The sequence below is a fragment of the Halochromatium roseum genome, from assembly GCF_016653315.1.
Classification (GTDB): Bacteria; Pseudomonadota; Gammaproteobacteria; order Chromatiales; family Chromatiaceae; genus Lamprobacter; species Lamprobacter roseus.
Window position 1 is genome coordinate 125162 of the sequence record NZ_NHSH01000057.1, and the last position, 25609, is coordinate 150770.

Annotated in this window: 16 protein-coding genes; 14 read left to right on the forward strand and 2 right to left on the reverse strand. The window is 62.9% G+C overall.

Annotation, left to right across the window (positions count from 1 at the left end; translation table 11 throughout):
* Window positions 1-148: 148 nt before the first annotated feature.
* The 3 genes from dnaB to radA are packed head-to-tail and all read left to right on the forward strand — an operon-like array spanning window position 149 to window position 5468.
* Window positions 149-2923, forward strand: coding sequence for a replicative DNA helicase (dnaB, locus tag CCR96_RS12100; RefSeq protein ID WP_201220582.1), 2775 nt, complete (start codon window positions 149-151; stop codon window positions 2921-2923).
* Window positions 2920-4056: an alanine racemase gene (gene alr / locus CCR96_RS12105; RefSeq protein ID WP_201220375.1), complete on the forward strand. Its 1137-nt coding sequence runs from the start codon at window positions 2920-2922 to the stop codon at window positions 4054-4056. The genes dnaB and alr overlap by 4 nt, the downstream gene beginning before the upstream one ends.
* Entirely contained in the window at window positions 4053-5468 is a 1416-nt protein-coding gene (gene radA / locus CCR96_RS12110; RefSeq protein ID WP_201220376.1) for a DNA repair protein RadA, read from the forward strand. The genes alr and radA overlap by 4 nt, the downstream gene beginning before the upstream one ends.
* Window positions 5469-5533: 65 nt before the next feature.
* Here radA and CCR96_RS12115 read toward each other — a convergent pair whose 3' ends face one another.
* Window positions 5534-6094 carry a hypothetical protein gene (locus CCR96_RS12115; RefSeq protein ID WP_242518975.1) on the reverse strand — a complete coding sequence of 187 codons (561 nt, stop codon included), beginning with the start codon at window positions 6092-6094 and terminating at the stop codon, window positions 5534-5536.
* Window positions 6095-6329: 235 nt separating this feature from the next.
* On the opposite strand from CCR96_RS12115, the gene CCR96_RS12125 reads away from it, so the two are divergent.
* The 8 genes from CCR96_RS12125 (at window position 6330) to CCR96_RS12160 (ending at window position 16880) form a co-directional block, all read left to right on the forward strand.
* Window positions 6330-7427, forward strand: a complete 1098-nt coding sequence (locus CCR96_RS12125; protein ID WP_242518977.1) for a ribosomal RNA small subunit methyltransferase A — start codon at window positions 6330-6332, stop codon at window positions 7425-7427.
* Between the two features lie 105 nt (window positions 7428-7532).
* A complete protein-coding gene (gene lon / locus CCR96_RS12130; RefSeq protein WP_201220377.1) occupies window positions 7533-9944 on the forward strand; it encodes an endopeptidase La in 2412 nt (803 codons plus the stop codon).
* A gap of 138 nt (window positions 9945-10082) precedes the next feature.
* Window positions 10083-10832: a TSUP family transporter gene (locus CCR96_RS12135; protein WP_201220378.1), complete on the forward strand. Its 750-nt coding sequence runs from the start codon at window positions 10083-10085 to the stop codon at window positions 10830-10832.
* Window positions 10833-11156: 324 nt separating this feature from the next.
* Window positions 11157-12563: an alginate export family protein gene (locus tag CCR96_RS12140; protein WP_242518978.1), complete on the forward strand. Its 1407-nt coding sequence runs from the start codon at window positions 11157-11159 to the stop codon at window positions 12561-12563.
* A gap of 8 nt (window positions 12564-12571) precedes the next feature.
* Complete coding sequence (locus CCR96_RS12145) at window positions 12572-14272, forward strand: thiamine pyrophosphate-dependent enzyme (protein ID WP_201220379.1); 1701 nt, start codon at window positions 12572-12574, stop codon at window positions 14270-14272.
* Window positions 14273-14374: 102 nt separating this feature from the next.
* Window positions 14375-14860 (forward strand): 2-oxoacid:acceptor oxidoreductase family protein, encoded by a 486-nt coding sequence (locus CCR96_RS12150; RefSeq protein ID WP_201220380.1) that lies wholly within the window; start codon window positions 14375-14377, stop codon window positions 14858-14860.
* Between the two features lie 119 nt (window positions 14861-14979).
* Complete coding sequence (locus CCR96_RS12155; protein WP_201220381.1) at window positions 14980-16314, forward strand: phenylacetate--CoA ligase family protein; 1335 nt, start codon at window positions 14980-14982, stop codon at window positions 16312-16314.
* Between the two features lie 128 nt (window positions 16315-16442).
* Entirely contained in the window at window positions 16443-16880 is a 438-nt protein-coding gene (locus CCR96_RS12160; protein WP_201220382.1) for an ACT domain-containing protein, read from the forward strand.
* Between the two features lie 153 nt (window positions 16881-17033).
* Here CCR96_RS12160 and CCR96_RS12165 read toward each other — a convergent pair whose 3' ends face one another.
* Entirely contained in the window at window positions 17034-20372 is a 3339-nt protein-coding gene (locus CCR96_RS12165; protein WP_201220383.1) for a DEAD/DEAH box helicase, read from the reverse strand.
* Window positions 20373-20720: 348 nt separating this feature from the next.
* Here CCR96_RS12165 and mutS point away from each other — a divergent pair, with 348 nt between their 5' ends.
* From mutS to CCR96_RS12180, 3 genes are all read left to right on the forward strand, one after another.
* A complete protein-coding gene (mutS, locus tag CCR96_RS12170; RefSeq protein ID WP_201220384.1) occupies window positions 20721-23600 on the forward strand; it encodes a DNA mismatch repair protein MutS in 2880 nt (959 codons plus the stop codon).
* Window positions 23597-24514 carry a hypothetical protein gene (locus CCR96_RS12175; RefSeq protein ID WP_201220385.1) on the forward strand — a complete coding sequence of 306 codons (918 nt, stop codon included), beginning with the start codon at window positions 23597-23599 and terminating at the stop codon, window positions 24512-24514. Before mutS ends, CCR96_RS12175 begins: the two co-directional genes overlap by 4 nt.
* Window positions 24515-24649: 135 nt before the next feature.
* Complete coding sequence (locus CCR96_RS12180) at window positions 24650-25606, forward strand: alpha/beta hydrolase (protein ID WP_201220386.1); 957 nt, start codon at window positions 24650-24652, stop codon at window positions 25604-25606.
* Window positions 25607-25609 lie beyond the last annotated feature (3 nt).

Here is a 25609-nt window from a genome sequence, read left to right on the forward strand (position 1 = left end):
CGCCTTGCCTAAGGCTCCCTATCATTCGGATGATCCTGACCAGGCCTCGGCCGAAGGTCCGCCACCGCTGTTGCCTGAGGACTTCGGGCTAACCCCGGCCAGCTCACCCACGGATTCGCTCTCTGAGCTGGCTGAGGCCATGCCAGGGATGCGCGTGCCGCCGCACAACCTACAGGCCGAACAGTCGTTGCTCGGCGCCCTGATGCTCGAGAACAGCGTCTGGGAGCAGGTTGCCGATAAGGTCCGCGAGACCGATTTCTACCGCCAAGAGCATCAGCTGATCTTCCGTGCGATTCATATCCTAGCCGAGCAGGATCAACCGTTCGACGTCATCACGTTGGCCGAGGCGCTTGAGAAGCGCAAGCTGCTCGATGACATGGGCGGAATGCAGTATCTGGCTGAGATCGATCGCAACACCGGCTCCGCCGCCAACGCCGCACATTACGCGCGCATCGTCCGTTTCAACTCGGTCTTGCGCCAACTGATCCGAGCCGGTACCGGCATCGCCGATCTGGCGTTCGATACCAAGGGCCGCAGCGAGGCCGAGATCCTCGATGCCGCCGAGGCCAAGGTGTTCGAGATCGCCGAGCAGCTCACCCGCGGCGGCGGCTTCAAGTCGATCGAAGACCTGCTGACCATCGCGGTCCACAAGATCGATGAACTCTATCATCGTGACGAACCCATCACCGGCCTGCCGACGGGGTTCATCGACTTCGACATGAAGACCTCCGGCCTCCAGCCCGCCGATCTGATCATCTGTGCCGGGCGGCCGTCGATGGGCAAGTGCCTAGAGGCCAGCAGTGAGGTCCTGCTTGCGGATGGTCGGGTCACAACCATCGAAGCGATCGTTCAGGCACGCCAGGCATCATTACTCACATTGGATGAGCGCCTGCGCTTCAGGACGACGCAGCCAAGCGCCTTCGTCGATGACGGATATAAACCGGGGTTTCGGGTTACCACCAGACTCGGGCGTGTCGTCGAGACCACGGCCACACATCCGTTCCTGACCATGCAGGGCTGGCAAGCGCTGAGCAAACTCGCCGTCGGTGACTGCATCGCTGTGCCGCGACGCCTGCCGGTCTTCGGCAGCAAACCGATGCGCGACTGCGAGGTCAAGCTACTCGGCTGCTTGATCGGTGACGGTTGTCTCAGAGGCGCAACGCCGACGTTCATCAACGACAGCCCTCAGCTCCAGACCGACTTCATCGATGCAGCCAATGCCTTCGGCGGCGTGCGTGCTCTGCTCAAACGCCGCCCGAACCGCAGGTCCGAGATCTGCGTGGTGGCGGATCGCGACGCCAGGGTGGCTCAGCGCAGTGCGTTTAGCACGGCATTGCGTGATGCTCTCGCTCTGTCTGGCCGCTCTCAGCGCCAACTCGCGCTTGCCACGGGGGCGAGTCCGGCAACGGTCTGCGATTGGCTCCAAGGGCTGAACATGCCCGGCGCAGTAAAGAACGGCCCCAACGCACTGACTCGCTGGCTGATGGAGCTAGAACTCTGGGGCCGTGATGCGCATGACAAGTCCATTCCAGCGCCGGTGTTCGAGCTGCCCAAGGCACAACTTGCCTTGTTTCTGAATCGACTCTTCGCAACCGATGGCTGGGTAACGCTGCGTGCGAGCGGTCAGAGTCAGATTGGCTATGCCTCGCCCAGCAAACGTCTGGCGCGGCAAGTTCAGCATCTCCTGCTGCGCTTCGGCGTCATCGCCAGGCTTCGCGACCGCCCTATTCGTCGCATGCAGTTAGGCGAGCAGTTAGGCAAGCAGTTGCGCGAGCAGCCGGCAGCGCAGACCGATTTCAGCGCCTGGCAGCTGGATTTGACTGACGCAGACTCAATCCGCACCTTCGCTACCGAGATTGGAATCTACTCGAAGCAGGCCGCTCTCAGACGTGTCTTGGAAGCCCTTGATCAGAAACGCCGACAGACGAATGGTGATCTGATTCCGGCCGCGGTTCGGGAGCGGTTACAGGCCGCGAAAGGCGATGAGTCCTGGTCCGCGTTAGTTCTGCGCGCGCTGTCTCAGCAGCGCTTAGGACAGCTCGCTGAAGCGCTGAACGAACCTGCATTGAGCACTCTTGCCACCAGCGAACTCCTTTGGGACCCGATCGTCTCAATTGAGCCCATCGGCTTGCGGCGGGTTTACGACCTGACCATCCCAGAGACACATAACTTTGTCGCCAACGACGTCTGCGTGCACAACACCAGTTTCGCGATGAACATAGCGGAGAATGTCGCCATCAAGACTGGAAAGGGCGTTGCCGTATTCAGTATGGAGATGCCCGGCGATGCGCTGGCGATGCGCATGATGTCCTCACTGGGACAGATCGACCAGCATCGGGTGCGGACCGGCAAGCTGACCGACGAAGACTGGCCGCGGCTCACGTCTGCGGTGACCATGCTCTCGCAGGCGCCGATGTACATTGATGACACCCCGGCGCTGTCCCCCACGGATCTGCGTGCGCGGGTGCGCCGGTTGCAGCGTGATCTGAAACGCGAGGAGAAGGATCTGGGCATGATCGTCATCGACTACTTGCAGCTGATGCAGGCCCCGAGCGAAGGCGAGAATCGGGCGACAGAGATCTCTGCAATATCACGCTCCCTCAAGGCGTTGGCAAAGGAACTTCATGTTCCTGTTGTGGCCTTGTCGCAGCTCAATCGCAGCCTCGAACAGCGTCCGAACAAACGCCCTCAGATGTCCGATCTGAGGGAAAGTGGTGCAATTGAACAGGATGCAGACGTCATCGCCTTCATCTATCGCGATGAGGTCTACAACGAGGACAGCCCGGATAAAGGCGTTGCTGAGATCATTATCGCCAAACAACGTAACGGGCCGATTGGTACCGTGAAGCTCGCGTTCCTTGGGCAGTTCACCAAATTCGAGAATCTGGCCGAGGATCTTTACGGCGATCTGGGGTATCAATGATCGTCGGACCCGTTGCCCACATCGATCTCGACGCCCTGCGGCATAACCTTGCGGTTTGCCGGGCCGCAGCACCGAACAGCCGCGTTTGGGCGGTGATTAAGGCCAATGCCTATGGTCACGGCATGGGGCCGTGCGCCGCTGCCCTCGATGCGGCAGATGGGTTTGCGCTGGCGCGGGTAGAGGAGGCGCTGTTGCTGCGGGCGACCGGTGTCAGCAAGCCGCTGTTGGTGATGGAAGGCATCGCCAACGAGGTCGAGGCCAGTGCGGTGCTTCCGATGCAGGTTGAGCTAGCGGTTCACGCTAGCCGGCATCTGGATCTCATCCTGAATGAACTCGAGTCAAGCCCGCAGTCGAGACCCCAGCGCATCTGGCTCAAACTCGACACCGGCATGGGGCGGCTCGGCCTGCAGCAGCAAGAGGCGGTGGCGCTGATTGAGCGCCTGCGCGCGCTGCCACCGAGGCTGGCTGAGGCGCTAGAGATCGCCGGGATCATGACGCATCTGGCCAATGCCGATGATCCATCGCATGCCATGACCGACAAGCAGTGTCAGCAGGCGAGGGCGCTCGCCCAACGCTTTGACCTGCCACTCTCAATTGGTAACTCGGCCGGCATTCTGGCCCATCCTGCGGCACGGAGTGATTGGGTGCGCCCGGGGATCATGCTCTATGGTGGCTCGCCCTTACTGAACCGTTCAGCGGCAGCGCTCGATCTGCGGCCAGTCATGACCCTGTCGAGCCAGTTGATCGCCGTGCGCGAGTTCAAGGCGGGCACGCCGATCGGCTACGGCAGCACCTACCGCTGCCCAGAAGCCATGCGCGTTGGCGTGGTGGCGATTGGTTATGGCGATGGCTATCCACGCCATGCGCCAACAGGCACGCCGGTGCTGATCCGCGGCCAGCGCGCGGCCTTGCTCGGGCGCGTCTCCATGGACATGATCAGCGTCGATCTTCGGCCGATACCGGAGGCCGAGGTGGGCGATCGCGTCATCTTGTGGGGCCAGGGCTTGCCGGTGGAGCAAGTGGCGGAGCAGGTTGGCACCATCAATTATGAGCTGCTGTGCAGACTCTCGCCACGCGTCAGAGTCGTTCACGAGCAGCAACTCGGACGGCAAGCACCGGAGCAGGGGGCTTGACTGCGACCACGAAAAAGGCTCGCAGCCTCTATGTCTGCAACAGCTGCGGCGCCCAGTCGCCGAAATGGAGTGGTCGCTGCGCAGACTGCGGCGCCTGGAACAGCATCGAGCAGGTCGCGATGCCGCCAAAGACCACGCCTCGGCCCGGCGGCGGCGGATACGCTGGAGCAGCCGGTCATGCGTCGCGCGCCGACCTCGGCGCCATCCATCGCCTCGCCGAGATCGCGCCCGAACAGGAGGTGCGCACCCCGAGCGGCATCGCAGAGCTGGACCGAGTGCTCGGCGGCGGGCTGGTGCAAGGCTCGGTGGTCCTGATCGGCGGCGATCCCGGTATCGGCAAATCGACGCTACTGCTACAGGCTTGTGCAGCAATCGATGCCAATCTGGCCTTCGCGTCCGATAAAGGCTCGGTGCTCTATGTGACCGGCGAAGAATCGCCACAACAGGTCAGCCTGCGCGCGCAGAGGCTCGGGCTCAAGCCCGGCGGGCTGAATCTGTTGGCCGAGACCTGCATCGAGCAGATTTTGGCGACCACTGCGGCCGAGGCACCGCGCGTGCTGGTGATCGATTCCATCCAGACCTTGTATACCGATGCCCTGACCTCGGCACCAGGCTCGGTCTCACAGGTGCGCGAGACCGCCGCCCAGTTGGTCCGTTACGCCAAGCTCACCGACACCACCGTATTCCTGGTCGGCCATGTCACCAAAGAGGGTGCCTTGGCTGGGCCACGTGTGCTTGAGCACATGGTCGACACTGTGCTCTATTTCGAGGGCGAATCCGGCAGCGCACATCGGTTGGTGCGCGCGGTCAAGAACCGCTTCGGTGCCGTCAACGAGCTTGGTGTCTTTGCCATGACCGATCGCGGGCTGCGGCAGGTCTCCAATCCCTCGGCGATCTTCCTCTCGCGCCATTCGGAGCCAGCCCCGGGTTCAATCGTCTTGGTCACGCGCGAGGGTACGCGGCCGATGTTGGTCGAGGTGCAAGCGCTGGTCGATCAGAGTCCACTGGCGAATCCGCGCCGGCTTGCGGTAGGCCTAGAGCAGAATCGACTGGCGATGCTGCTGGCGGTGCTGCACCGCCATGGCGGCATTGCGATGTTCGACCAAGATGTCTTCACCAACGTCGTCGGCGGCGTCCGAGTGACCGAAACCGCGGCCGATCTAGCCGTTCTTTTCGCCATCCTCTCGAGCTTTCGTGACAAGGCCTTACCGATGGATCTTGCCGTGTTCGGTGAAGTTGGCCTGTCCGGTGAAATCCGGCCAGTGCCGAACGGCCCGGATCGATTGCGCGAGGCCGCCAAACATGGCTTCAAGCAGGCCGTCGTGCCCAAAGCCAATGTGCCGAAAGGCGGTGTAGGCGGCCTAAAGATTCAGCCCGTGCTGACCCTGCGCGAAGCGATTGACGCGGTATAAGATGATCTCGACCCTCAATAGACTCGCTCCGATCCGCGCAGAACTCGCTGTTTCTGCTTCCAGTCTCAGTGCGCTGCCGCTCGTGCTGCTTGATCACGGGTATAAAATTGACCAGCCCGAATAAATCCTGAGACAACCTCAGGTTCCGCAGCAATCACATGCCCATCGGCATCTCGACGTTGGACCCAGGCCTCTGGAAGGCCATCGAGGACATGAATAGGAGCCAGTCTGCCATCGCCGAAGCGCGACAGCTCAATCTCGCCAGTGGCCAGGTTGAGGTAACCAGGCCGCCAGCCCAATGAACGATTGCTTTGACTGATGCCGCGCGTTTCAGCGTAGATCTCATTTTCGTGGCGCAGCGTTAACTCAGTCAGGGCGCCTTGCATCCGGCGTTCGCGGTCGTTGCCACAGGTCGACGCTGCGGTTGAACTCAGGGCTTGACTGAGGACTTGGGTCTGAAATTGCTCGGTGTACATTGAAGTGCTCCTCGGTGTGTTACCTATCTTATCGGCAGCCAGAGCCCGATGCAGGATGCCTAAAGTAGCGAAACAGATGGGATCAGCCCGAGTACAGACCTGTTCTGTGATCCTCTTCACAATCTCGGCTGATGGAGAGGGATTCGGCATTCAGCCAGTCATGGCGCGCCCTGGAGCCGGATTGGCCCCTGGGTGTGATTGCGCATAATGTATATTATGTAAAGTGTTGAGCGACGATGCGCTCAAGGTGACGCTTTGTCGGGCGTCTGATCAGGCATCTGCTCAGACATCTGATCAGGCGGCTTAGCCTCGGTCGCTCGATCGCCAATCCAGCGCCGGTTGTCTATGATGCTGGGGATTGCTCTCCCGCAGGCCTCGCAGACCCTTGATCGCTCAGTCTCACCACCAACCCCGCAAGCGGTTCGGCCAAAATTTTCTCCATGACCCTGGGGTCATCCAGCGCATCCTCGGCGCCGTCAATGCGCAGCCAGGTCAGGCTTTGGTCGAGATCGGCCCCGGCCAAGGGGCGATCACGGCCGGCCTGTTGCAGAGCGCCGGCGTGCTCGATGTCATCGAACTGGATCGCGATCTGATCGCACCCTTGGCGCAACGCTTCAACGGCCAAGTCATCGATCCGCAGATCGATCAGCAGATGGATCAGCAGATCGATCAGCACATGGATCAGCACATGGATCAGCACATGGATCAACAGTTGGTCGTCGAGGTCGATCGTCAGCCACCTCCTCGCCTGCGTATCCACAATGCCGATGCCTTGACCTTTAAGCTCTGTAGCCTGCTTCCAGCCGGCTCTCGCCGCCAGCGATCACTCGGCCCGACGGATTCGACGGTGGATGCCGTGGATCGCTGCAACGATCGCTGCAACGATCGCCGCAATGATCGCAGCAACCAGGATCAGGGTCCGAACCGCGAGCTTGACCCTGGCGCTGATCACCCCGGTCAGGATCAGCGGATCGAGCCGCGCCTGCGCCTGATCGGCAACCTGCCCTACAACATCTCAACGCCGCTGCTGTTTCGCTTCCTCGATCAAGCCGACTGCATTGAGGACATGCACCTGATGCTGCAGAAGGAGGTGGTCGACCGCATGACCGCCGAGCCGGGCACCAAGGTCTACGGTCGGCTCTCGGTGATGGTACAGACCTTCTGCTCGGCACAGCGCCTGTTTCTGGTCTCCGCCGGCGCCTTTCATCCGGCCCCAAAGGTCAGCTCGGCAGTCATACGCTTGCGCCCACATCGCCGGCTGCCCTACCCGCTCGCCGATCCAAGTTGGCATGCCCGCATCGTCGCAGCCGCCTTCGCGCAGCGCCGCAAGACCTTGCGCAATAGTCTCTCCGGGCTGGTCTCGTCAGAGCAGATGACCGCGCAGGGAATCGACCCCGGCGCGCGCGCGGAAACCCTCTCCGTCGCCAACTTTGCCGCGCTCGCCAACGCGACCAGCGCTTGCATTGAGGCGCAAATACCCTGAGATTGAAAGGCGTTTTAAACAAAGCCGATACGGCACGGCAGAGGTGACGCCTCGCCCGTGCGGCATGATTCCCCGGAAGGGGCAGGATTCAATCCGGAGATTTCGATGAATGAAGAGGTTGCAGACACCGAGCAGCAGGAAGACAGGGCCTTCGATACGGACGATTTCGATCAGGAGACCAGCGAGCTAGCCCGTGCTCGTGACGTGCTGCCGTCGATGATCCATCTGCTGCCAGTGGCTTCACGCCCTTTCTTTCCGGGCCAGGCCGTGCCGCTGCTGATGGATTCGGAGTATTGGCTGCAGACCATGAAGGCGGTCGGCAATACCGAGCACAAGATCTTGGGCGTGGTGTTGGTCGGCAGCAACACCTCCGAGGAGGCCCGCAGCGCCGACTTCAAGCCTGTCGGCACCGCCTGTCGAGTGCATCGGGTGCATTCAGAAGAAGGCAAGCTGCAGGTGCTGGTCGAATGCCTGCAGCGCTTTCGCATCGAGCGCTTCGTCAGCCGCAAGCGTCCGTTCTCGGCACGGGTCGACTACATGCCGGAGCCGGTGCCGGAGCCTGAGGATCAGATCAAGGCCTATGCGATGGCCGTGATCAATACCATCAAGGAGTTACTGCCGCTCAATCCGCTCTACGTCGAAGAGCTGCGGATGTTCCTCGACCGCTTTGGCCCCGATGATCCCTCGCACCTGGCCGACTTCGCCGCCAGCCTGACTACCTCGACCAAAGAGCAGCTACAAGAGGTGCTCGAGGCCGTACCGCTGATGAAGCGCATGGAGAAGGTGCTGGTGCTGCTCAACAACGAGCTCGAGCTGGCCAAGGCACAGCACTCGATCCGCCAGTCGGTCGAGGAGCGGATGCAGAAGCAGCAGCGCGAGTTCTTCCTCAAGGAGCAGCTCAAGGTCATCCAAAAGGAGCTTGGCATTGCCAAGGACGATCGCACCGCCGAGACCGACAAGTTCAAGGACCGCCTGAAGAAGCTGACCCTGACCAACGAGGCGCAGAAGCGCGTCGATGAGGAGATGGACAAGCTGGCGATGCTCGAGACCGGCTCGCCCGAGTACTCGGTGACGCGCAACTATCTGGACTGGATCACGCTGCTGCCTTGGGGCCTACACTCCAAGGACAAGCTCGACCTGAAGCGCGCCCGGCGCGTGCTCGACCGCGACCATTACGGCCTGGACGACGTCAAGAACCGCATCCTCGAGTTCCTCGCCGTCGGCATCCACAAGAGCGAGATCGCCGGCTCGATCATCCTGCTGGTCGGCCCGCCTGGCGTCGGCAAGACCTCGATCGGCCGCTCGATCGCCGATGCGCTCGGCCGCCGCTTCTACCGCTTCTCGGTCGGCGGTATCCGCGACGAGGCCGAGATCAAAGGCCATCGACGCACCTATATCGGCGCCATGCCCGGCAAGTTCCTGCAAGCGATCAAGGATGCCGGAACCGCCAATCCGGTGATCATGCTCGATGAGATCGACAAGATCGGCGCCAGCTACCACGGCGACCCGGCCTCCTCGCTGCTCGAGGTGCTCGACCCGGAGCAGAACGTCGACTTTCTCGATCATTATCTGGATCTGCGCTTTGATCTCTCCAAGGTGCTGTTCGTCTGCACCGCCAACCAGACCGACAGCATCCCCGGCCCGCTGCTCGATCGCATGGAGGTGATCCAGCTCTCCGGCTATATCGCCGAGGAGAAGCTGGCGATCGCCAAGAAATACCTGCTCCCGCGGCAGATCGACCGGGCTGGACTGCCCAAGGACACGGTCAAGCTCAAGACCAAGGCTTTGCGCAGCTTGATCGAAGGCTATGCCCGCGATGCCGGCGTGCGGCGGCTCGAAAAGCAGCTCGGCAAGATCGTGCGCAAGGTGGCGGTGAAGATGCTCGAAGGCGCCGAGACGCCGATCGATGTCGATCCAGAAACGCTCAAGGATTACCTCGGCAGTCCAGTCTTTCGCGATGAGCGCAAGCTCTCCGGCCCCGGCGTGGTCACCGGCCTGGCCTGGACCGCGATGGGCGGCGCAACGCTGTCGATCGAGGCGGTGCGCACGCACGAGTTCGCCCGCGGTTTCAAGCTTACCGGTCAGCTCGGTGATGTGATGAAGGAATCGGCTGATATCGCTTATGGCTACATCGTCAGCCATGCGCTCAAGTTCGGCGCCGATCCAGCCTTCTTCGAGAAGGCCTTCGTCCATCTGCATGTGCCCGCCGGCGCGACGCCCAAGGATGGTCCGTCAGCCGGCATCACCATGGCCTCCGCCCTACTCTCGCTAGCGCGCAACAAGCCGGTGCGGCGCATCGCGATGACCGGCGAGCTGACGCTGACCGGCGAGGTATTCCCGATTGGCGGTGTGCGCGAGAAGCTGATCGCTGCGCGCCGTGCCGGCTTCAAAGAGATCCTGCTACCAGAGGACAATCAGGGTGAGTTCGACGAGGTGCCCGAGCACGTGAAGAAGGGCTTCAAGGTGCACTTCGTCAGTCGCTTCGAGGATGTGGCGGCGCTGTTGTTCTCGGCCTAGTGTAAGAACGCGGAAATCCCGAAACCGGTCGCTGCCGACCCCCGTCGTTGCGAGGTAGGAGCCCGCTTGCGGGCGATATCCGTCATCTCAAACCCTACTTCTGCCGGTCGTTCTTGCACCCTTATCAAAGCTCATTCAATGGAATTCCTCGACATCGCTCTGATGATGTTTGTGCTCGCGCTCTGCGCGGGGTTGATCGACGCGATCGCCGGCGGTGGTGGTCTGATCACGGTACCAGCGCTGCTGTGGGTCGGGCTGCCGCCAGTCGCAGCGCTGGCGACCAACAAAGCACAGGCGGTTTGGGGCTCGTTTGCGGCGACCGCGCATTTTGTTCGCCAAGGCACCATCGATCTGCGCCGCACATCCTTGCTCGTGATCTGCACCTTCATCGGTTCCGCCCTTGGTGCACTCTTGGTGCAGTACCTCGGTTCGGAACTGCTGGAGCGACTGGTGCCGCTGCTGTTGATCGCCTTCGCGCTCTACTTTCTGTTCTCGCCGAGGGTCTCGGATCTGGATTCGCGGCAGCGCATCGGCCTGCCCGCGTTTGCGCTGACGGTCGGTTTCGGTGTTGGCTTTTATGATGGCTTTTTTGGGCCTGGCACGGGCACCTTTTTTGCGATGGGCTTCGTCGCCCTCCTCGGTTTTGGCATGCGCCGCGCGACCGCGCATGCCAAGCTGCTCAACTTCACCAGTAATTTCGCGGCGCTCTTGTTCTTCGTGCTGGGCGGGCAGGTCGTCTGGTCGCTGGCGCTAATCATGGCCGGTGGACAGCTTGCTGGCGGCTGGCTGGGCGCCCATCTGGTGCTTCGACACGGAACAGGATTGATAAGACCGGTGTTGGTCGTCGCCTCACTCGCGATCTCGGTCAAGCTATTGGTCATACCATGACGATGCCGCGCTCCACACAGCTTCCGTCACGAAGAAACTCCTGAGCAAGTTCCTTCAAACCTGCTCGTTGACGGGTGCTCCTGCGCTGGGGTTCGCATGTCGACCTCTGGATTCATAGGGGCCAGCCAAAGAACCCACGCTTGACCTTTGTCGTCATCGCGTTCAACGCGGAGCATCTCCCAAAGACGGTGCAGCTGGCGCAGGCCCTGATCTGTGTCAAAAAGGTGTCATCTCAGTCGGAATTTTCGCCGACCAAGTCAATGTTGCCAGCGGTCTCTTCAGTGTACCCTCGCGGCCTTTCCTTCAATCTGTGCCCCTTGGTCGATGAAACGCAGCTTGATGTTGCTCGGCGCGAGTCTCTTTACGCTCGCCTTAGGCGTTAGTGCCCATACAGGGGCTAGCGGTGGCTCCAAACCCGAGTCTAATCCGAGCGCCGCCGCCTTTGCTTGGGGCGGCGATCTACGCCTGCGCCAGGTCTTCATCGGCAATGTCGGCCTCAACGACAAGTCGCCCATCGCCGATCGCAACTTTCAACGCTATCGCGGCCGGCTCTGGGGTCGCCATGCGCCGACCGAACAGCTCAGCGCCGAGGCACGGCTGATCTGGGAAGGGCGTCATTACAACCAGCCCAAAGCCGATCAGTGGCCGATTCCCGGCTTTGAGGCCTGGTACTCAGGCGGACTCCTGTTCGACCAGCTCGCCCTGAGCCTGGATCAGCCCGCCGGGCTTCCCCTCAGCCTCAAGGTCGGCCGGCAAGACCTGATCCTCGGTCACGGCTGGCTGGTGCTCGAGGGCACGCCCTTGGACGGCTCGCGGACGATCTACTTCGATGCCGCACGGGCGACGATCAACCTGGCCGAGATCGAGACCCGGGTCGACCTCATCTACCTCAATCAGGACGCGACCACCGAACGCTTCCCACGGCCACTGAATGGCGTGATCGAGAATCAGATCGAGCAAGATGAGACCGGCGCCATCCTCCACGCGCGCAACCGATCCTTGCTCCCCGAAACCGATCTCGACGGCTATTTCATCTACAAGCAGGATCGGCCCGATGTGACCCCGGGCAACATCCGCGTCAACAATGGAGCGCCCTTTCCGTCACCGAGCGACAGCGGCGACATCTACACTCTCGGCCTGCGCACAGAGGGCGATCTCAGCCCAGCCTGGGGTCTGCGCGCCGAGGGTGCTTATCAATGGGGGCAGCTCAACGGGAGCGATCTGACCGCGGTCGGCTTCAATGGCCGCATTCTCTACCGGCTGCGGGATCGGCTCGAGAACCGCTTTCATGCCGACTTGGAATATCTCTCCGGCGATGATCCGGGCGACAGCGCCGATCAGGCCTTCGATCCACTCTGGGGCCGCTGGCCGCAATGGAGCGAGCTGATGATCTATCAGTGGCCACTCGACAGCCGTGTTGCGCAGGCCAGCAACCTGCTGCGGCTCAACCTGGGCTGGATGGCGCAGGTGCATCCGACCAGCCTGCTGACCTTCGACTACCATGCCCTGTTCGCGAACGAAGAGAGCACGCTGACGCCGCAGCAAGCGGTGAATATCTCCGGCGACGGTCGCTTTCGCGGCCATCTGTTCACGGCCTGGCTCAAGGCCAAGCTCAGCGATCATGTCTCCGGCCATCTGGTCGCTGAATACCTGGCGCCCGGCGACTTTTATGCCGAGCACCGCCGCGATGAATCCTACTTTCTGCGCGCCGAACTGGTGCTGCATTGGTGAAACGATCGATGACCGAAGAACGCCTCCTCTTAAGCGGTGATGACGCCGTCGCCCTCGCCGCCCTGCATGCCGGAGTCCGGCTCGGCACTGGCTACCCGGGGACGCCCTCGACAGAAATCCTCGAGACCTTTGATCGCCTTGGCGGTCATGCCCAATGGGCACCGAACGAGAAGGTCGCGCTCGAGGTCGGTATCGGCAGTGCCTTCGCCGGCGCCCGCACGCTGGTGACGATGAAGCACGTCGGCCTCAATGTCGCCGCCGATGCGCTGTTCACGGCCACCTATACCGATGTCGATGGCGGCCTGGTCATCGTCTCGGCCGATGATCCGGGTATGGCCTCGAGTCAGAATGAGCAGGACAATCGCCACTTCGCGCGCGCTGCCGGCGCACCGATGTTGGAGCCGATCGACTCGCAGCAGGCCTATGACTACACCTGGCTCGCGTTCGCGATCGGTGAGCGCTGGAAGATCCCGGTCATCCTGCGTCTGACGACGCGGATCTGCCATGCCAAGACCGTCGTTCGCCCACGCGGCGTCGAGCAGCGGCGCTCGCTGGAGTCCCATGAAACCTCGACGGAGCACGGCAAGACTGAACATCGTTTTCGGCGCGATATCCCGACGCGTGTCATGATCCCGGCCTTCGCCAAACCCGCGCACCATCGGCTGCGCCAGAAGCTAGCTGAGATCGCCGCCTGGAATGAGGCTGAAGGTCCGATGCAAGAGTATGGGAGCGAAGCACGAGACCAGGACGGCGATCAGCCAGCTCCCAAACTCGGCATCATCGCCACCGGTGTCGCCGCCATGCACGCGCGCGAGGCGGCGCCCGATGCCCGTCAACTGACCTTCGGCCTCACCTATCCATTACCACTGACGCGGATTCGCGCCTTCGCTGCCCAGGTCGAGCGGTTGCTGGTGATCGAAGAAGGCGATCCAGTGTTGGTCGACGATCTCAATGCCGCCGGCATCAAGGCCGAAGGCAAGCCGATGCGCTACCGCTTCGGCGAGCTGAATGTCGAGCGCGCGCGCCGCATCATCGCCGGCGAAGACAGCCCCGAGCCTGAGCCGGCCAAGGGCAAGCCACCGGAGCTCTGTCAGGGCTGCTCGCATCGCGTGGTGTTCGAGGCCCTGCGCGATCTCAACTGCATCGTCGCTGGCGACATCGGCTGCTACACCCTCGGCGTGCTACCACCGTTCTCGGCCATGGACACCTGCGTCTGCATGGGCGCGAGCATTGGCGTTGGTCTCGGCATGCGGCATGTGTTGCCCGAGGCCGAGGCGCGCCGTGTGGTCAGCGTGATTGGCGATTCGACCTTCGTTCATTCCGGACTCACCGGACTCGCGGAGATGGTCTATAACCCACCGCCGACCGGCCATCTGGTGCTGATCCTCGACAATGGCACCACCGCGATGACCGGCCAGCAAGAGCACCCCGGCACCGGTCGCTCGCTCGACCACAGCCCAACCCATCAGCTCGACTTCGCCGGTATCGCTCAGGCGATGGGTGTGCAATCGGTGGTGCTGATCGACGGCAGCGACAAGACCCTGTCACTCGAGGAGCGCATCGCCACACAGCTCGCCCGCGATGAGACGGCGCTGTTCATCGTGCGCCAGCCCTGTGTTCTGGCAGCGCCAAAGATCCGGCTCTACGAGAAGGCGGCGGCTGGCGAGCGCGAGCGCCGATGCGCCGCACTGCCAGAAATCGATGACTAACGCTCATGGCGCGGCGCCACCCCGGACAATGAATCGCGTGAGATTCAGGTTAACAACCGACCGCGACGGCGGTCCTCGAATCAGGCACCAAACAGAGCATCGATGATTACCAACATCGTCATTGCAGGCCTCGGCGGCCAAGGCGTCGTCAAGGCCTCCGACATCCTCGCCGATGCCGCGCTTGCCGCTGGCTTCGACGTCAAGAAGAGCGAGCTGCACGGTATGAGCCAGCGCGGCGGCTCGGTCACCAGCGACGTGCGCTATGGCCACCCCGAGCACAGCCCGGTACTGAGTCCGATGGTGCCGCCCGGCGAAGCCCACGTGCTGCTGGTACTCGAGCCGACCCAGGTCGAGGTCGCTCGGCCACTGCTGCATCCCGGCGGTCTGCTGATCGGCCCGGAGCTCATCGAGCCGGGTGCGTTGAAGAACAAGAAGAGCTTCAACGTCGCCATGCTCGGCGCCCTCTCGACCGGACTCGAGATCGGCGAGCTGTACTGGCAGCAGGCGATCCAGGCCAACCTGGCCGAGAAGCTGCACGCCCTCAACGCCCAGGCCTTCGCGCTCGGTCGGGCGCGTGGTCCTAGCTAGAAGATAGCAGGCACCCGGGATCAAGCACGCCAACTTGACAACGTGACAACATGCAAGCATAGCAACCACTCGGGTCGTTTCCTGCCGCCGACTCCGCCCGATGAACTTGAGGCTTTCCCATGCTGAAAGAGCTCTGGAACGATGCTGCCGGGGGCTTCCACCCCGCCAGCGCCCCTGATTTCCTGCCAGAAGCTGCGCTCAAGGAGGTCCAGTTGCGGCGTCTGCGCGCTGTGGTGCAGCGCGCCTACGACAACGTCGCCCTGTTCCAGGAGCGTCTGCGCGAGCGCGATCTGACCCCTGCCGCGATCGAGTCGCTCCAGGATATCCGCCATCTACCGTTCACGGTTAAGGCCGACCTGCGCGACACCTATCCCTTCGGTCTCTTCGCCAGCCCGATGAGCGAGGTGGTGCGGCTGCACGCCTCCAGCGGTACCACCGGCAAACCGATCGTCGTCGCCTACACCCGCGAGGATATCGAAGTCTGGTCCGAGGTCATGGCGCGCACCCTCGCCTGCTGCAGCCTGCACCGCGGCGACATCGTGCAGAACGCCTTCGGTTATGGCCTGTTCACCGGCGGTCTTGGCGCCCACTATGGCGCCGAGGCCTTGGGCGCCACGGTGATCCCGATCTCGGGCGGCAATACCGAGCGCCAGATCATGGTGATCCGCGACTTCGGCGTCTCGGCGCTGTTCTCGACCCCGAGCTACTTCACCCATCTGGTCGAGCGTGCCGGCGAGCTTGGCATCGACCTGCGCGAGTTGCCGCTCCGGGTTGGCGTTTTTGGTGCCGAGCCCTGGAGCGATGGCATGCGCAGCCATATCGAGGCGGCCGCCGGCATCAGCGCCTTCGATATCTATGGCCTGTCCGAGATCATCGGCCCCGGCGTTGCTAGCGAATGCCCCGAGCACCATGGCCTGCATGTGTTCGAGGACCACTTCTACCCGGAGATCATTGACCCCGAGACGGGCGAGCCACTGCCAGACGGCGAGGAAGGCGAGCTGGTGCTGACCACCCTCAGCAAGCAGGCGATGCCGATGATCCGCTACCGCACCCGCGACATCACCGCCATCATCCACGAACGCTGCGGCTGTGGGCGCAGCCTGCGCCGGATTCAGCGCATCGGCCGGCGTTCCGACGACATGATCATCATCCGTGGCGTCAACATCTTCCCGTCGCAGGTCGAGGCCGCGCTGCTGGCGGTGGAGGGTACTCTGCCGCATTACCGGATCATCCTCGGCCGCGAACAGGGGCTGGATCAGATGACGGTCGAGGTCGAGGTCACGCCCGAGGTGCTGAGCGATCAGGTGCGCGTCATCGAAGACATGCGCGAGCGCATCGCTCAGGCCATCGAGCGCATCCTCGGGATTCGCGTCGGCCTGCGGCTGGTCGAGCCGCATAGCATCGAGCGCAGCCAAGGCAAGGCCAAACGTGTGGTTGACCAGCGTGGCGACTAAGGCGCTTCCTGGACAACCTCATACCCTCTACCTACAGATCAGTACCACGGATAAACACCAATGAAGCGAGATAGAAACAACTAGGATTCGTGTCCATCTCCACCACAGCAGCTAACCGCCTGTTCATCATGAAACTTAACCAGCTCTCCCTGTTCCTTGAGAACCGCCCCGGCAGGCTGATCGAGCCGACCCGGCTGCTTGCCGCCGAGGGCATCAACGTCATGACCCTGTGCCTGGCTGATACCGCCGAGTTCGGCATCCTACGGCTGATCGTGCAGAACCCTGCCCGTGCTGCGGACGTGCTCAACGCGGCCGGTTGGGCGGTTAACCTGACCGAGGTCGTTGCCGTCGAGGTGCCTGATCAACCCGGTGGCCTGGCCGAGGTGCTCGGCGTGTTCGAGCAGGCTGGACTCAATGTCGAATACGTCTACGCCTTTACCCTGCGCCGCGAAGATCGAGCGATCCTGGTGTTCCGATTCCAGGAACCGGACCAGGCGATTACGGCACTTCAGGCGAGCGGCCATCGGGTGCTCGATGCCGAGCGGCTCGAAGCGCTGGTTGGCTGAGCACGCAAGCCATCGTCTGTACAAGCTTGCGCAATCGATTGCGAGCTCAGGCTGGGCTGCGGTCTGGGGCAAAGCCGTAGTAAGTTGGCGTGGCTCGGCCCCGACGAGGGATCAGGCACAGGCACAAAAGAGGCCAGGCTCAATCAGTCCCACTCAGACCGCGTCCAGGGGCGCAAACAGCAGCTCCAGATCCTCATGGCTCAGCGACTTTGTCGCGCTGCCGCCACCTTCTAGCATGGCGTCGGCGAGCGCCTGTTTGCGCGCCTGTAGCTCCGCGACACGCTGCTCGACCGTACCTTCGGTCAATAATTTGTAGACGAACACCGGTTTGTCTTGGCCGATCCGATGCGCGCGATCGGTCGCCTGGCGCTCGGCGGCAGGATTCCACCAAGGGTCGTAATGGATCACGGTATCGGCTGCGGTGAGATTCAAGCCGCTGCCGCCAGCCTTGAGGCTGATCAGGAATAACGGCACCTCTCCGGCCTGAAAGCGATCGACCGGCGTTTGCCGATCGCGGGTCTGTCCGGTCAGCTTGACATAGTCGCGATCTTTCTTTTTCTTCAAGCGTTTATCGAGGGCCTCCTCGACTAGACTCAGCATGCTTGTGAACTGCGAGAACAGCAGCACCCGACGACCTTCTTGTAGCAGTTCCTCAAGCAGCTCCATCAATAGATCTAGCTTTGCCGAGCCCTTCACTCGTCGCGCATTCGTCAGCGAGACCAACCGCGGGTCACAGCAGCACTGACGCAGCTTCAGCAACGCATCCAAGATGATGATCCCGCTCTGCGCCAGGCCCTTGCGCTCGATCTCCTTGCGCACCTTTTCGTGCAGGGCAAGGCGCAAGGTTTCGTAAAGATCGCGTTGATCGGCGGCCAATGGCACCTCGCGCAGGATCTCGGTCTTTGGCGGTAGCTCGGTAGCGACTTGCTCCTTGGTGCGTCGCATCAGGAACGGCGCCACGCGACGGCGCAGGCGCTCGGTCCGATCTTGATCGCCATGGCGCTCGATCGGGTTGCGGAATAGGCGCCGGAAACCGCGCTCATCGCCGAGCAGATCCGGCATTAGAAAATCGAGTAGCGACCAGAGCTCGCCGAGATGATTCTCCATCGGCGTGCCGCTCAGACAGAGCCGATGCCGCGCATCCAACGACCGCACCGCTTGCGCCGCTTTGCTGCGCGGGTTCTTGATTGCCTGCGCCTCATCCAGGATCAGCAGATGCCAAGGCTGGGCGCGAAGCACCTCCAGATCGCGCGGCAGCAAGGCATAGGTGGTCAGCACCAGATCTTGCTCGGCGATCGTGTCGAAGTCTTCCTGACGTTTTGGTCCTTGCAGGATGACCACCCGCAGCGTTGGCGCGAAGCGATCGGCCTCGCGCTTCCAGTTGAACATCAGGCTGGTTGGCGCGACCACCAGGCTCGGGCGATCCGCGCGCCCCGCCGCCTTTTCGATCAACAGATGGGCTAAGGCCTGCATCGTCTTGCCTAGCCCCATGTCGTCAGCAAGGACGCCGCCGAGCTCGAAATCACGCAGGAATTGCATCCAGCTGACGCCCTCCTGCTGATAGGGCCGCAGTTCTGCCTGCAACTCGGCCGGCGGCGCGACCGGCTCGATGCGCTCGAACTCGCGCAGTCGCTTGCCCCAAGCCCGCGCCTGCTCGGCCCCACGCCAGCTCAGATTCGGGGCCTGCTGCTCCAGCTCCGCCAGTTCCCCCGCCTGCAAGCGCGACAGCCGCATGCGACCATCAGCGTTCAGGCGCGCCATTGGGTCGTAGAGCTCAACCAGGGTTGAGAGGATCGGCTTCAGCCGCTCGGCTGGGAAGAAGACATAGCGCCCATCGTCGAGCCGCAGACTGAATCGGGTCTCGTCAGCCAGTGCCGCGAGCGCCTCGGCGGAGAGATCAACGGCTGGATTTTGCATCAGATTGAGCAGGATCGGCAGCAAGTCCAAGCGCTCGCCGTCGACTTCGACCCCCAGACTGAGATCCAGCCAGCGTCCGGCATCACCCTCCTCGATATCTAGATCCCATTCGCCGATGCGACCAACCCGAAAGCGGAAGCCCGAATCGATCTCGATCCGCCAGCCCTCGCCTTCGAGCACCGGCAGATCCCGGTCCATGAAGGCCAGCCAAGCCTCGACTCGGGGCGGACCAAAGGGCACGCCAACCCGATCCGAGGTCTCGACCTTTTGCTCGAGTCCAAGCGTCTCGAGCCGCTTGAGCGCCGCTTGCTCGGCTTGGGGTTGACGGTCGCACTCGATCATCATCCCGTCCTTTATATTGGAAACCTGCTCCCCGGCCTCGCGCGGGTCGACCATCGCTCCGGCGTAATCGAGCGTGAGGCGGGCCTCATCCTCCCACTGCGGCTCTGATGCCCCGGCATAACCCCAGGGGCCATAGCCATAGCCTGGAACCCCTGGAACGGTGTGACTCGAAAGCCGCAAGCAGGGCGTTGGCGCATCGACGCTGACCCGGCGCTGCTTGGGCCGAAGCGGTGTTGGCAGCTTGAGTCCCTTGAGCCGAGTGCTCGACTGTTCCTTGAAGGCATCAAGATGCGCAAGCGGGATCGCTGGCGCCCGCACCAGGGCAGTCGCCTCGGGCTCACCGAGCGAGGTCTCGATGGGGCCGCACTCGCCTGAGTTCGGGTCAAGGTACCAGGGAGGACAGAGTGGCAAGAGCACAAGCCCCTCGCGCTTGGTCTCGAAATGCTGATGGAGCTGGGAATCCTCACCCCAGCGCCAGCTGAGTTCGCCCGTGACCGGAGCGCCTCGCGTCAGACGCGGCCCATTCTGGTCCCGCCAGTAACCACGGCCGGATCGCAGCACAGCCTCAAGCAGTTCGATACCCAGATCGTCGCTGAGCACCGCGGCACCAAACTCGCCACCGCTCGGCTGCGCCGCGGACAGCGCAATGATGCTGCGATCCTCAGACCGAATGAAACGTGCCTTCGATTGGCCGCGCAGATTGAACGTACTCGGTTTGCCGTAGCCGCCACTCTTGAGGATTCGCACCTTGACTGCGTTCAGAATCACCTTAGGATGGGAAATGGCTTGCATCTGCAGTCGCAGTAGATAGAGCAGCCACTGCTGATCGTCCTCTTCAAGCTCCAACTGCTCGGTCTCGTAGAGCCAGCTCGCGATCCGCGCCGGCAGCGCCTTACGAGGTAGAGCAGGCTGCGGGCGGCGCGGGACCCGCGCCTCCCCACCTGCTGCCTTCGCTGTGCCAGCGCTCAGCAAAACGGCGGCTACATGCTTGCAGTTCCAGCCTACCGGGCAAGAGCAGTGCCCGCGGATGCTGTTCTTAGGTCCTGCGCTATCATCAACCTGCACCACGACCTGATACACCCGGGCGCCGGACCCGCGTACCCGACCTGAGATCACGCCTTTTTCGGCACGTTGCTCGACACTGAGCACATGTCCTTCGCGAAGGTAGCGCCGACCTCGTTCCACATAGGTAGCTGGCAGCACCTGTTTGAGCTGCTGTTCATTAAAGATCATGAGTGGGTAATGCTTTTGGTCCGCTGGATCGGGATTGCTGAATTGAGGTCGCTGGTTCGAGATCGTTGAATCGGTCTGTCATCGCCAGTCCTTGCCGTCATCCTGGGTGAGAGACTAACGTGCTCGCCGGCGATGGCCCAAGATCAGAGCCTCTGAAGCCACCGCTCGGCCGAGCCATCTGCCGGGCCTGTTCGGCCTGTTCGGCCAGCGCGATCGAGCCAGGCTAAGCCCATTAAGAAACCGATGCTAGGAAACCGCAGATTGAGTGACCAGAAAACAACGCGAGTCGAGCGATTAGCAGAGCTTACGGCCGAACATACGGCTAAGCCAAAGGCTGAGCACACGCCAATGATGCAGCAATATTTGCGCATCAAGGCGGAGTTTCCGGACATGCTGCTGTTCTATCGCATGGGTGATTTCTACGAACTGTTCTTCGACGACGCCCAGCGCGCCGCGCGGCTGCTCGATATCACCCTCACCAAACGAGGCCAGTCGGCCGGGCAACCGATTCCGATGGCCGGCATACCTTACCATGCCGCCGAGGGTTATCTCGCGCGGCTGGTGCGAGCGGGTGTCTCGGTTGCGATCTGCGAGCAGAAAGGTGATCCCGCTAAGACCAAGGGGCCGGTCGAGCGTGAGGTGGTGCGGATCGTAACGCCCGGCACCCTGACCGATGAGGCGTTGCTCGAGGAGCGGCAAGAGAGTCTGATCTGCGCCCTGGCTGAGCCTGAAGGCAGGCCCGGCGCAGCCGCTATGTCGGGCGCCAGATCAGATGCGGACGCAAGCGGCCGCGTGGGATTTGCGGTACTGGAGTTGGCTAGCGGACGGTTTTCGGTATTCGAGATCGAGGGCCAGGAGGCGCTCATCGCCGAGCTTGAACGTTTGCGCCCGGCTGAGCTGTTACTGCGCGAGAGCAGCAGACTATCCGAGCAGCTTGGCGAGCAGCTGGCATCTGGTCTGGCAGCCGGCATCACGCGCCGGGCGTCCTGGCAGTTCGACGCCGACAGCGCCGAGCATCTGCTCTGCGAGCAATTCGGCACCCAGGATCTGAGCGGGTTTGGCTGCGCCGGATTGCGGCTGGCGATCGGCGCCGCGGGTTGTCTGCTGCAATATGTGAAAGAGACCCAGCGCGTCGCCCTGCCCCATCTGCGGGGTCTGCGCACCGAAAACCGCGACGATGCGCTGATCCTGGATGCCGCCACCCGTCGCAACCTCGAGCTGACTCGCTCGCTGAGCAGTGCACTGGGCACGGGCTTTAGCAGCGGACATGGCGGCAGTGCCGATCAGCACACGCTGGCCGGGATCATGGACCGCACCGTCACCGCGATGGGCGCGCGCCTGCTGCGGCGCTGGATCAATCGACCGCTGCGCGATCCCGTCGCGGTCGGCGAACGACATGCGTCAATCGAGGCGCTGCTGCTCTCCGGCGTCTTCGAGGCCTTGCGCGAGGAGTTGGCGGCGATTGGCGATCTCGAGCGCATCCTGGCGCGGGTCGCGCTTGGTTCGGCGCGGCCGCGCGATCTGGCCGCGCTGCGCGAGGCGCTGGCGCGGCTGCCGGCGCTGCATGCCGAGCTGGGCCTGGTCGACAGTGCTCGCCTTGGCCAGCTCGACCAGGCCCTCGGCGAGCATCCGGCACTGGTCGACCTGTTGCAGCGCGCCCTGATCGAACAGCCGCCGATGCTGATCCGCGATGGTGGCGTCATCGCCCGCGGCTATGATGCCGAGCTGGATGAGCTGCGCGATCTGGCCGAGCATGGCGATCAGTTCCTGATCGACCTGGAGCAGCGCGAGCGCGAGCGCACCGGCATCGCGACGCTGAAGGTCGGCTACAACCGGGTGCATGGCTACTACATCGAACTCGGGCGCAGTCATGCCGAGCGCGTGCCCGATGACTATCAGCGCCGCCAGACGCTGAAGGGCAGCGAGCGTTACATCACCCCGGAGCTGAAGCGTTTCGAGGAACAGGTGCTGAGCGCGCGCGAGCGGTCACTGGCGCGCGAGCGGCTGCTCTACGAGGTGCTGATCGAGCGCTTGCAGACCGAGCTGGCGCCGTTGCAAGCCAGCGCGGCGGCGATCGCCGAGCTGGACGTGCTGTGCAATCTGGCCGAGCGCGCCGAACGGCTCAACTGGAGCCGACCGCGGCTGCTGGACAGGCCCGGGATTCGCATCGAGGATGGCCGTCATCCGGTGGTCGAGCAGGTGCGCGCCGAGCCCTTCGTACCGAATGGACTCAATCTCGACAACGCCGAGCGGATGCTGGTGATCACCGGCCCCAACATGGGCGGCAAGTCGACCTTCATGCGTCAGGTGGCGTTGATCCTGGTGATGGCCTATGCCGGAAGCTTCGTACCGGCAAAGAGCGCTGAGCTTGGCCCCATCGATCGCATCTTCTCGCGCATCGGCGCCGCCGATGATCTTGCGCGCGGTCGCTCCACCTTCATGGTCGAGATGGAAGAGACCGCCAATATCCTCAATAACGCCACCGCTAACAGCCTGGTGCTGATGGACGAGATCGGTCGCGGCACCAGCACCTTCGACGGCCTCTCGTTGGCCTGGGCCTGCGCCGAGGCGCTGGCCGATCAGCTACGCGCCTTCACCCTGTTTGCCACCCATTATTTCGAGCTGACCGCGCTGCCCGAGCGTCATCCGAGCGTACGCAATGTGCATCTCGATGCCGTCGAGCATGGCGAGCGGATCGTCTTTCTGCATGCGCTGCGCGAGGGGCCGGCCAGCCAGAGCTATGGTCTGCAGGTGGCGGCGCTGGCTGGCGTGCCTGCGGCGGTCATCGCCCGCGCGCGTGAGCATCTGCGCCGGCTCGAGGAGCAATCGGTGGCGCGCGACCAAGGTGTTAGGCAGCTCTCGCTGTTTGCGTCCGAACCCTCGGAGGGCATGGCCGTGCAAGATCAGACCAGGGCGTCTTCCGCCTCAACCCTCAAGGCATCCGGTGTATCTGGTGCGTCCAGGTCGAGATCCGCATCCAAGGCGAGGTCTGCATCCAAGTCGATGTCCGCATCCTCTGCGTCGACCGAGCAGGCGCTCAGCCCAGAATCCGGTTCGCTGCCAGAACCGGCCATGGTCCGCGAGCCAACGCCGAGTCGGGCCTTAGCGCCGAGTCGGGCCTTAGCGGCGCTGCGCGAGCTGGACCCGAATGAACTCAGTCCGCGCAAAGCGCTCGAGACGCTGTATCGCCTCCAGGCGTTGGATCGCGGTTTGGAGGATCTGCCATGAGCCGCGATGCCTCCCTGATGTCTGAGCTGCGCCGTTTTGACACGGCTGAGGCGCGCTCGTTTCAGCATGTCTTCCGTCACCCGGAGGCAGGGATTGCGCTGCATTGGAACGCCCGTAATCATCGAAAACGGCGTTCGCACCCACTGGAGACGGCCGATGGGGTTTATGCGGCGCGAGTAAGGTATCGCTTGTTTGCGGTTCAGTGGCGGTCACTGTCCTGGTGGGTCGCGGCGGTCTTTACCCTCGGCAGCCTGGTTTGGCTGATCAATGGCCTGGTCACCGTGCTGCCGTTTTCCGATGCGCCCGCGATCAAGGCCGATGTGCCGATTTGGACAGCCGTGCTTGGTGGCGGGATCTTCCTGATCGGCGGCTATCTCTCCTGGTCAGAGGTACTGAACGCGCCGCGCTATCTGTCGCTGTTGCGGGATGACGAGGGCGGACACAGCCGCGCCCTACATGCCGACGATCATCGTTTTCGATGGATCGGGCTGCAACCGGCCAACTGGGGTTACTGGCTGAATCTGGCGCAGTTGCTGGGCGCGACCATCTTCTTCCTGCCCTGCGTGGTCGGCGCGCTCTTGGCGACGCATCCAGCGATCGATGCCTTCACTTGGTACTGGCTACCGCAGATGATCGGCGCCACCTGGTTCGTGATTGCCGCCTGGATGGCGATGCGCGAGGTGCAGCCCAGCGTGCTCAGACCCGCCTGGGATCGGCTCGGCTGGTGGAGCGGTCTGTTCAACCTGCTGGGCGCCATCGGCTTCTTTCTCTGCGCCTGGTTCGGATTCAAGTCCGATTTCCAGGACCCGATGCTCAGCAATCGCTCGACCTTTCTCGGCTCATGCTGCTTCCTGATCGCCAGCTATCTGATGCTGATCGAGGTCATCAATCCAGAGGGGCCGGAAGGGCGATGAGGTTTTCCTCGTCTCGGGCTCGCCGAGACTGATCGAATCTCATCAAACCAAGATGACCTCGATTGCGTTTCAGCATCGCTGCTGGGCCTCTGCCAGTTACAGGATGTACCATGGACTCGCAAAAGCATCACCCAAATGAACGCACCTGCCGCGCTGCTCCCTGAAGCCACGCTGATCCTGGGCGGCATCGCGGCACTGGTCGCTGGCCTGTTGTGCATGCTGGTCCCGCTCGGCATCCACTTTGGGTTTCGAGCGCCCCGCATTCGGCTGCGTGCAACACCGGCTGACCATGGCTTGCCTTATCAGTCGCTGCGGATTCCAACCGCGCGCCAACGCTCACTCGCCGCCTGGCTGATCCCCGCCCAGCTGGCGCGGCCCGGCGGCGCCACCGCTGAGAGACAAATGCCCATGGCAGAGCGCCGTGCGCAAGCCACGATCCTGATCCTCCACGGCTGGGGCAGCAACGCCGAACAGATGCTGCCGCTGGCCTACCCGCTGGCCAAGGCCGGATTCAATCTCCTGCTGCTCAACGCCCGCAACCACGGTGACAGCGACAGCGATACCTTCTCGTCCCTGCCCCGGTTCGCCGAGGACCTGGAGCACGCGATCGACTGGCTGCGCCAACAGCAGCCGGCGCGTGCGGCCAAGATCGCGGTGATCGGTCACTCGGTTGGTGCCGGCGCGGCCTTGTTCGCCGCCACCCGCCATGCCGCGATCGATGCCGCGATCAGTCTCTCGGCCTTTGCCCATCCTGCCGAGGTCACCGCCCGAGTGATGGCGCATCTGCCGGTGCCGAGGCTTGTGGTGACGCTGGTGGTGCGCTACACGGAATGGCTGATCGGTCATCGATTCGATGCCATTGCTCCGATCAACAGCATCCGCTCAGTCCGCTGCCCGGTATTGCTCGCCCACGGCACCGCAGACCAGTTGGTGCCCTACGCCGATGCCGAACAGATCTACCAACAGCGCGTCGATGACCAGATTCAGCTGACCGCGATCAACAGTGCCGGACACGACCCGACCCCTCAACTGGAGACCCATTGCGAGCAGCTGCTGGATTTCCTTGCAAGCCACATTGACCGGGAGCCTTAACCT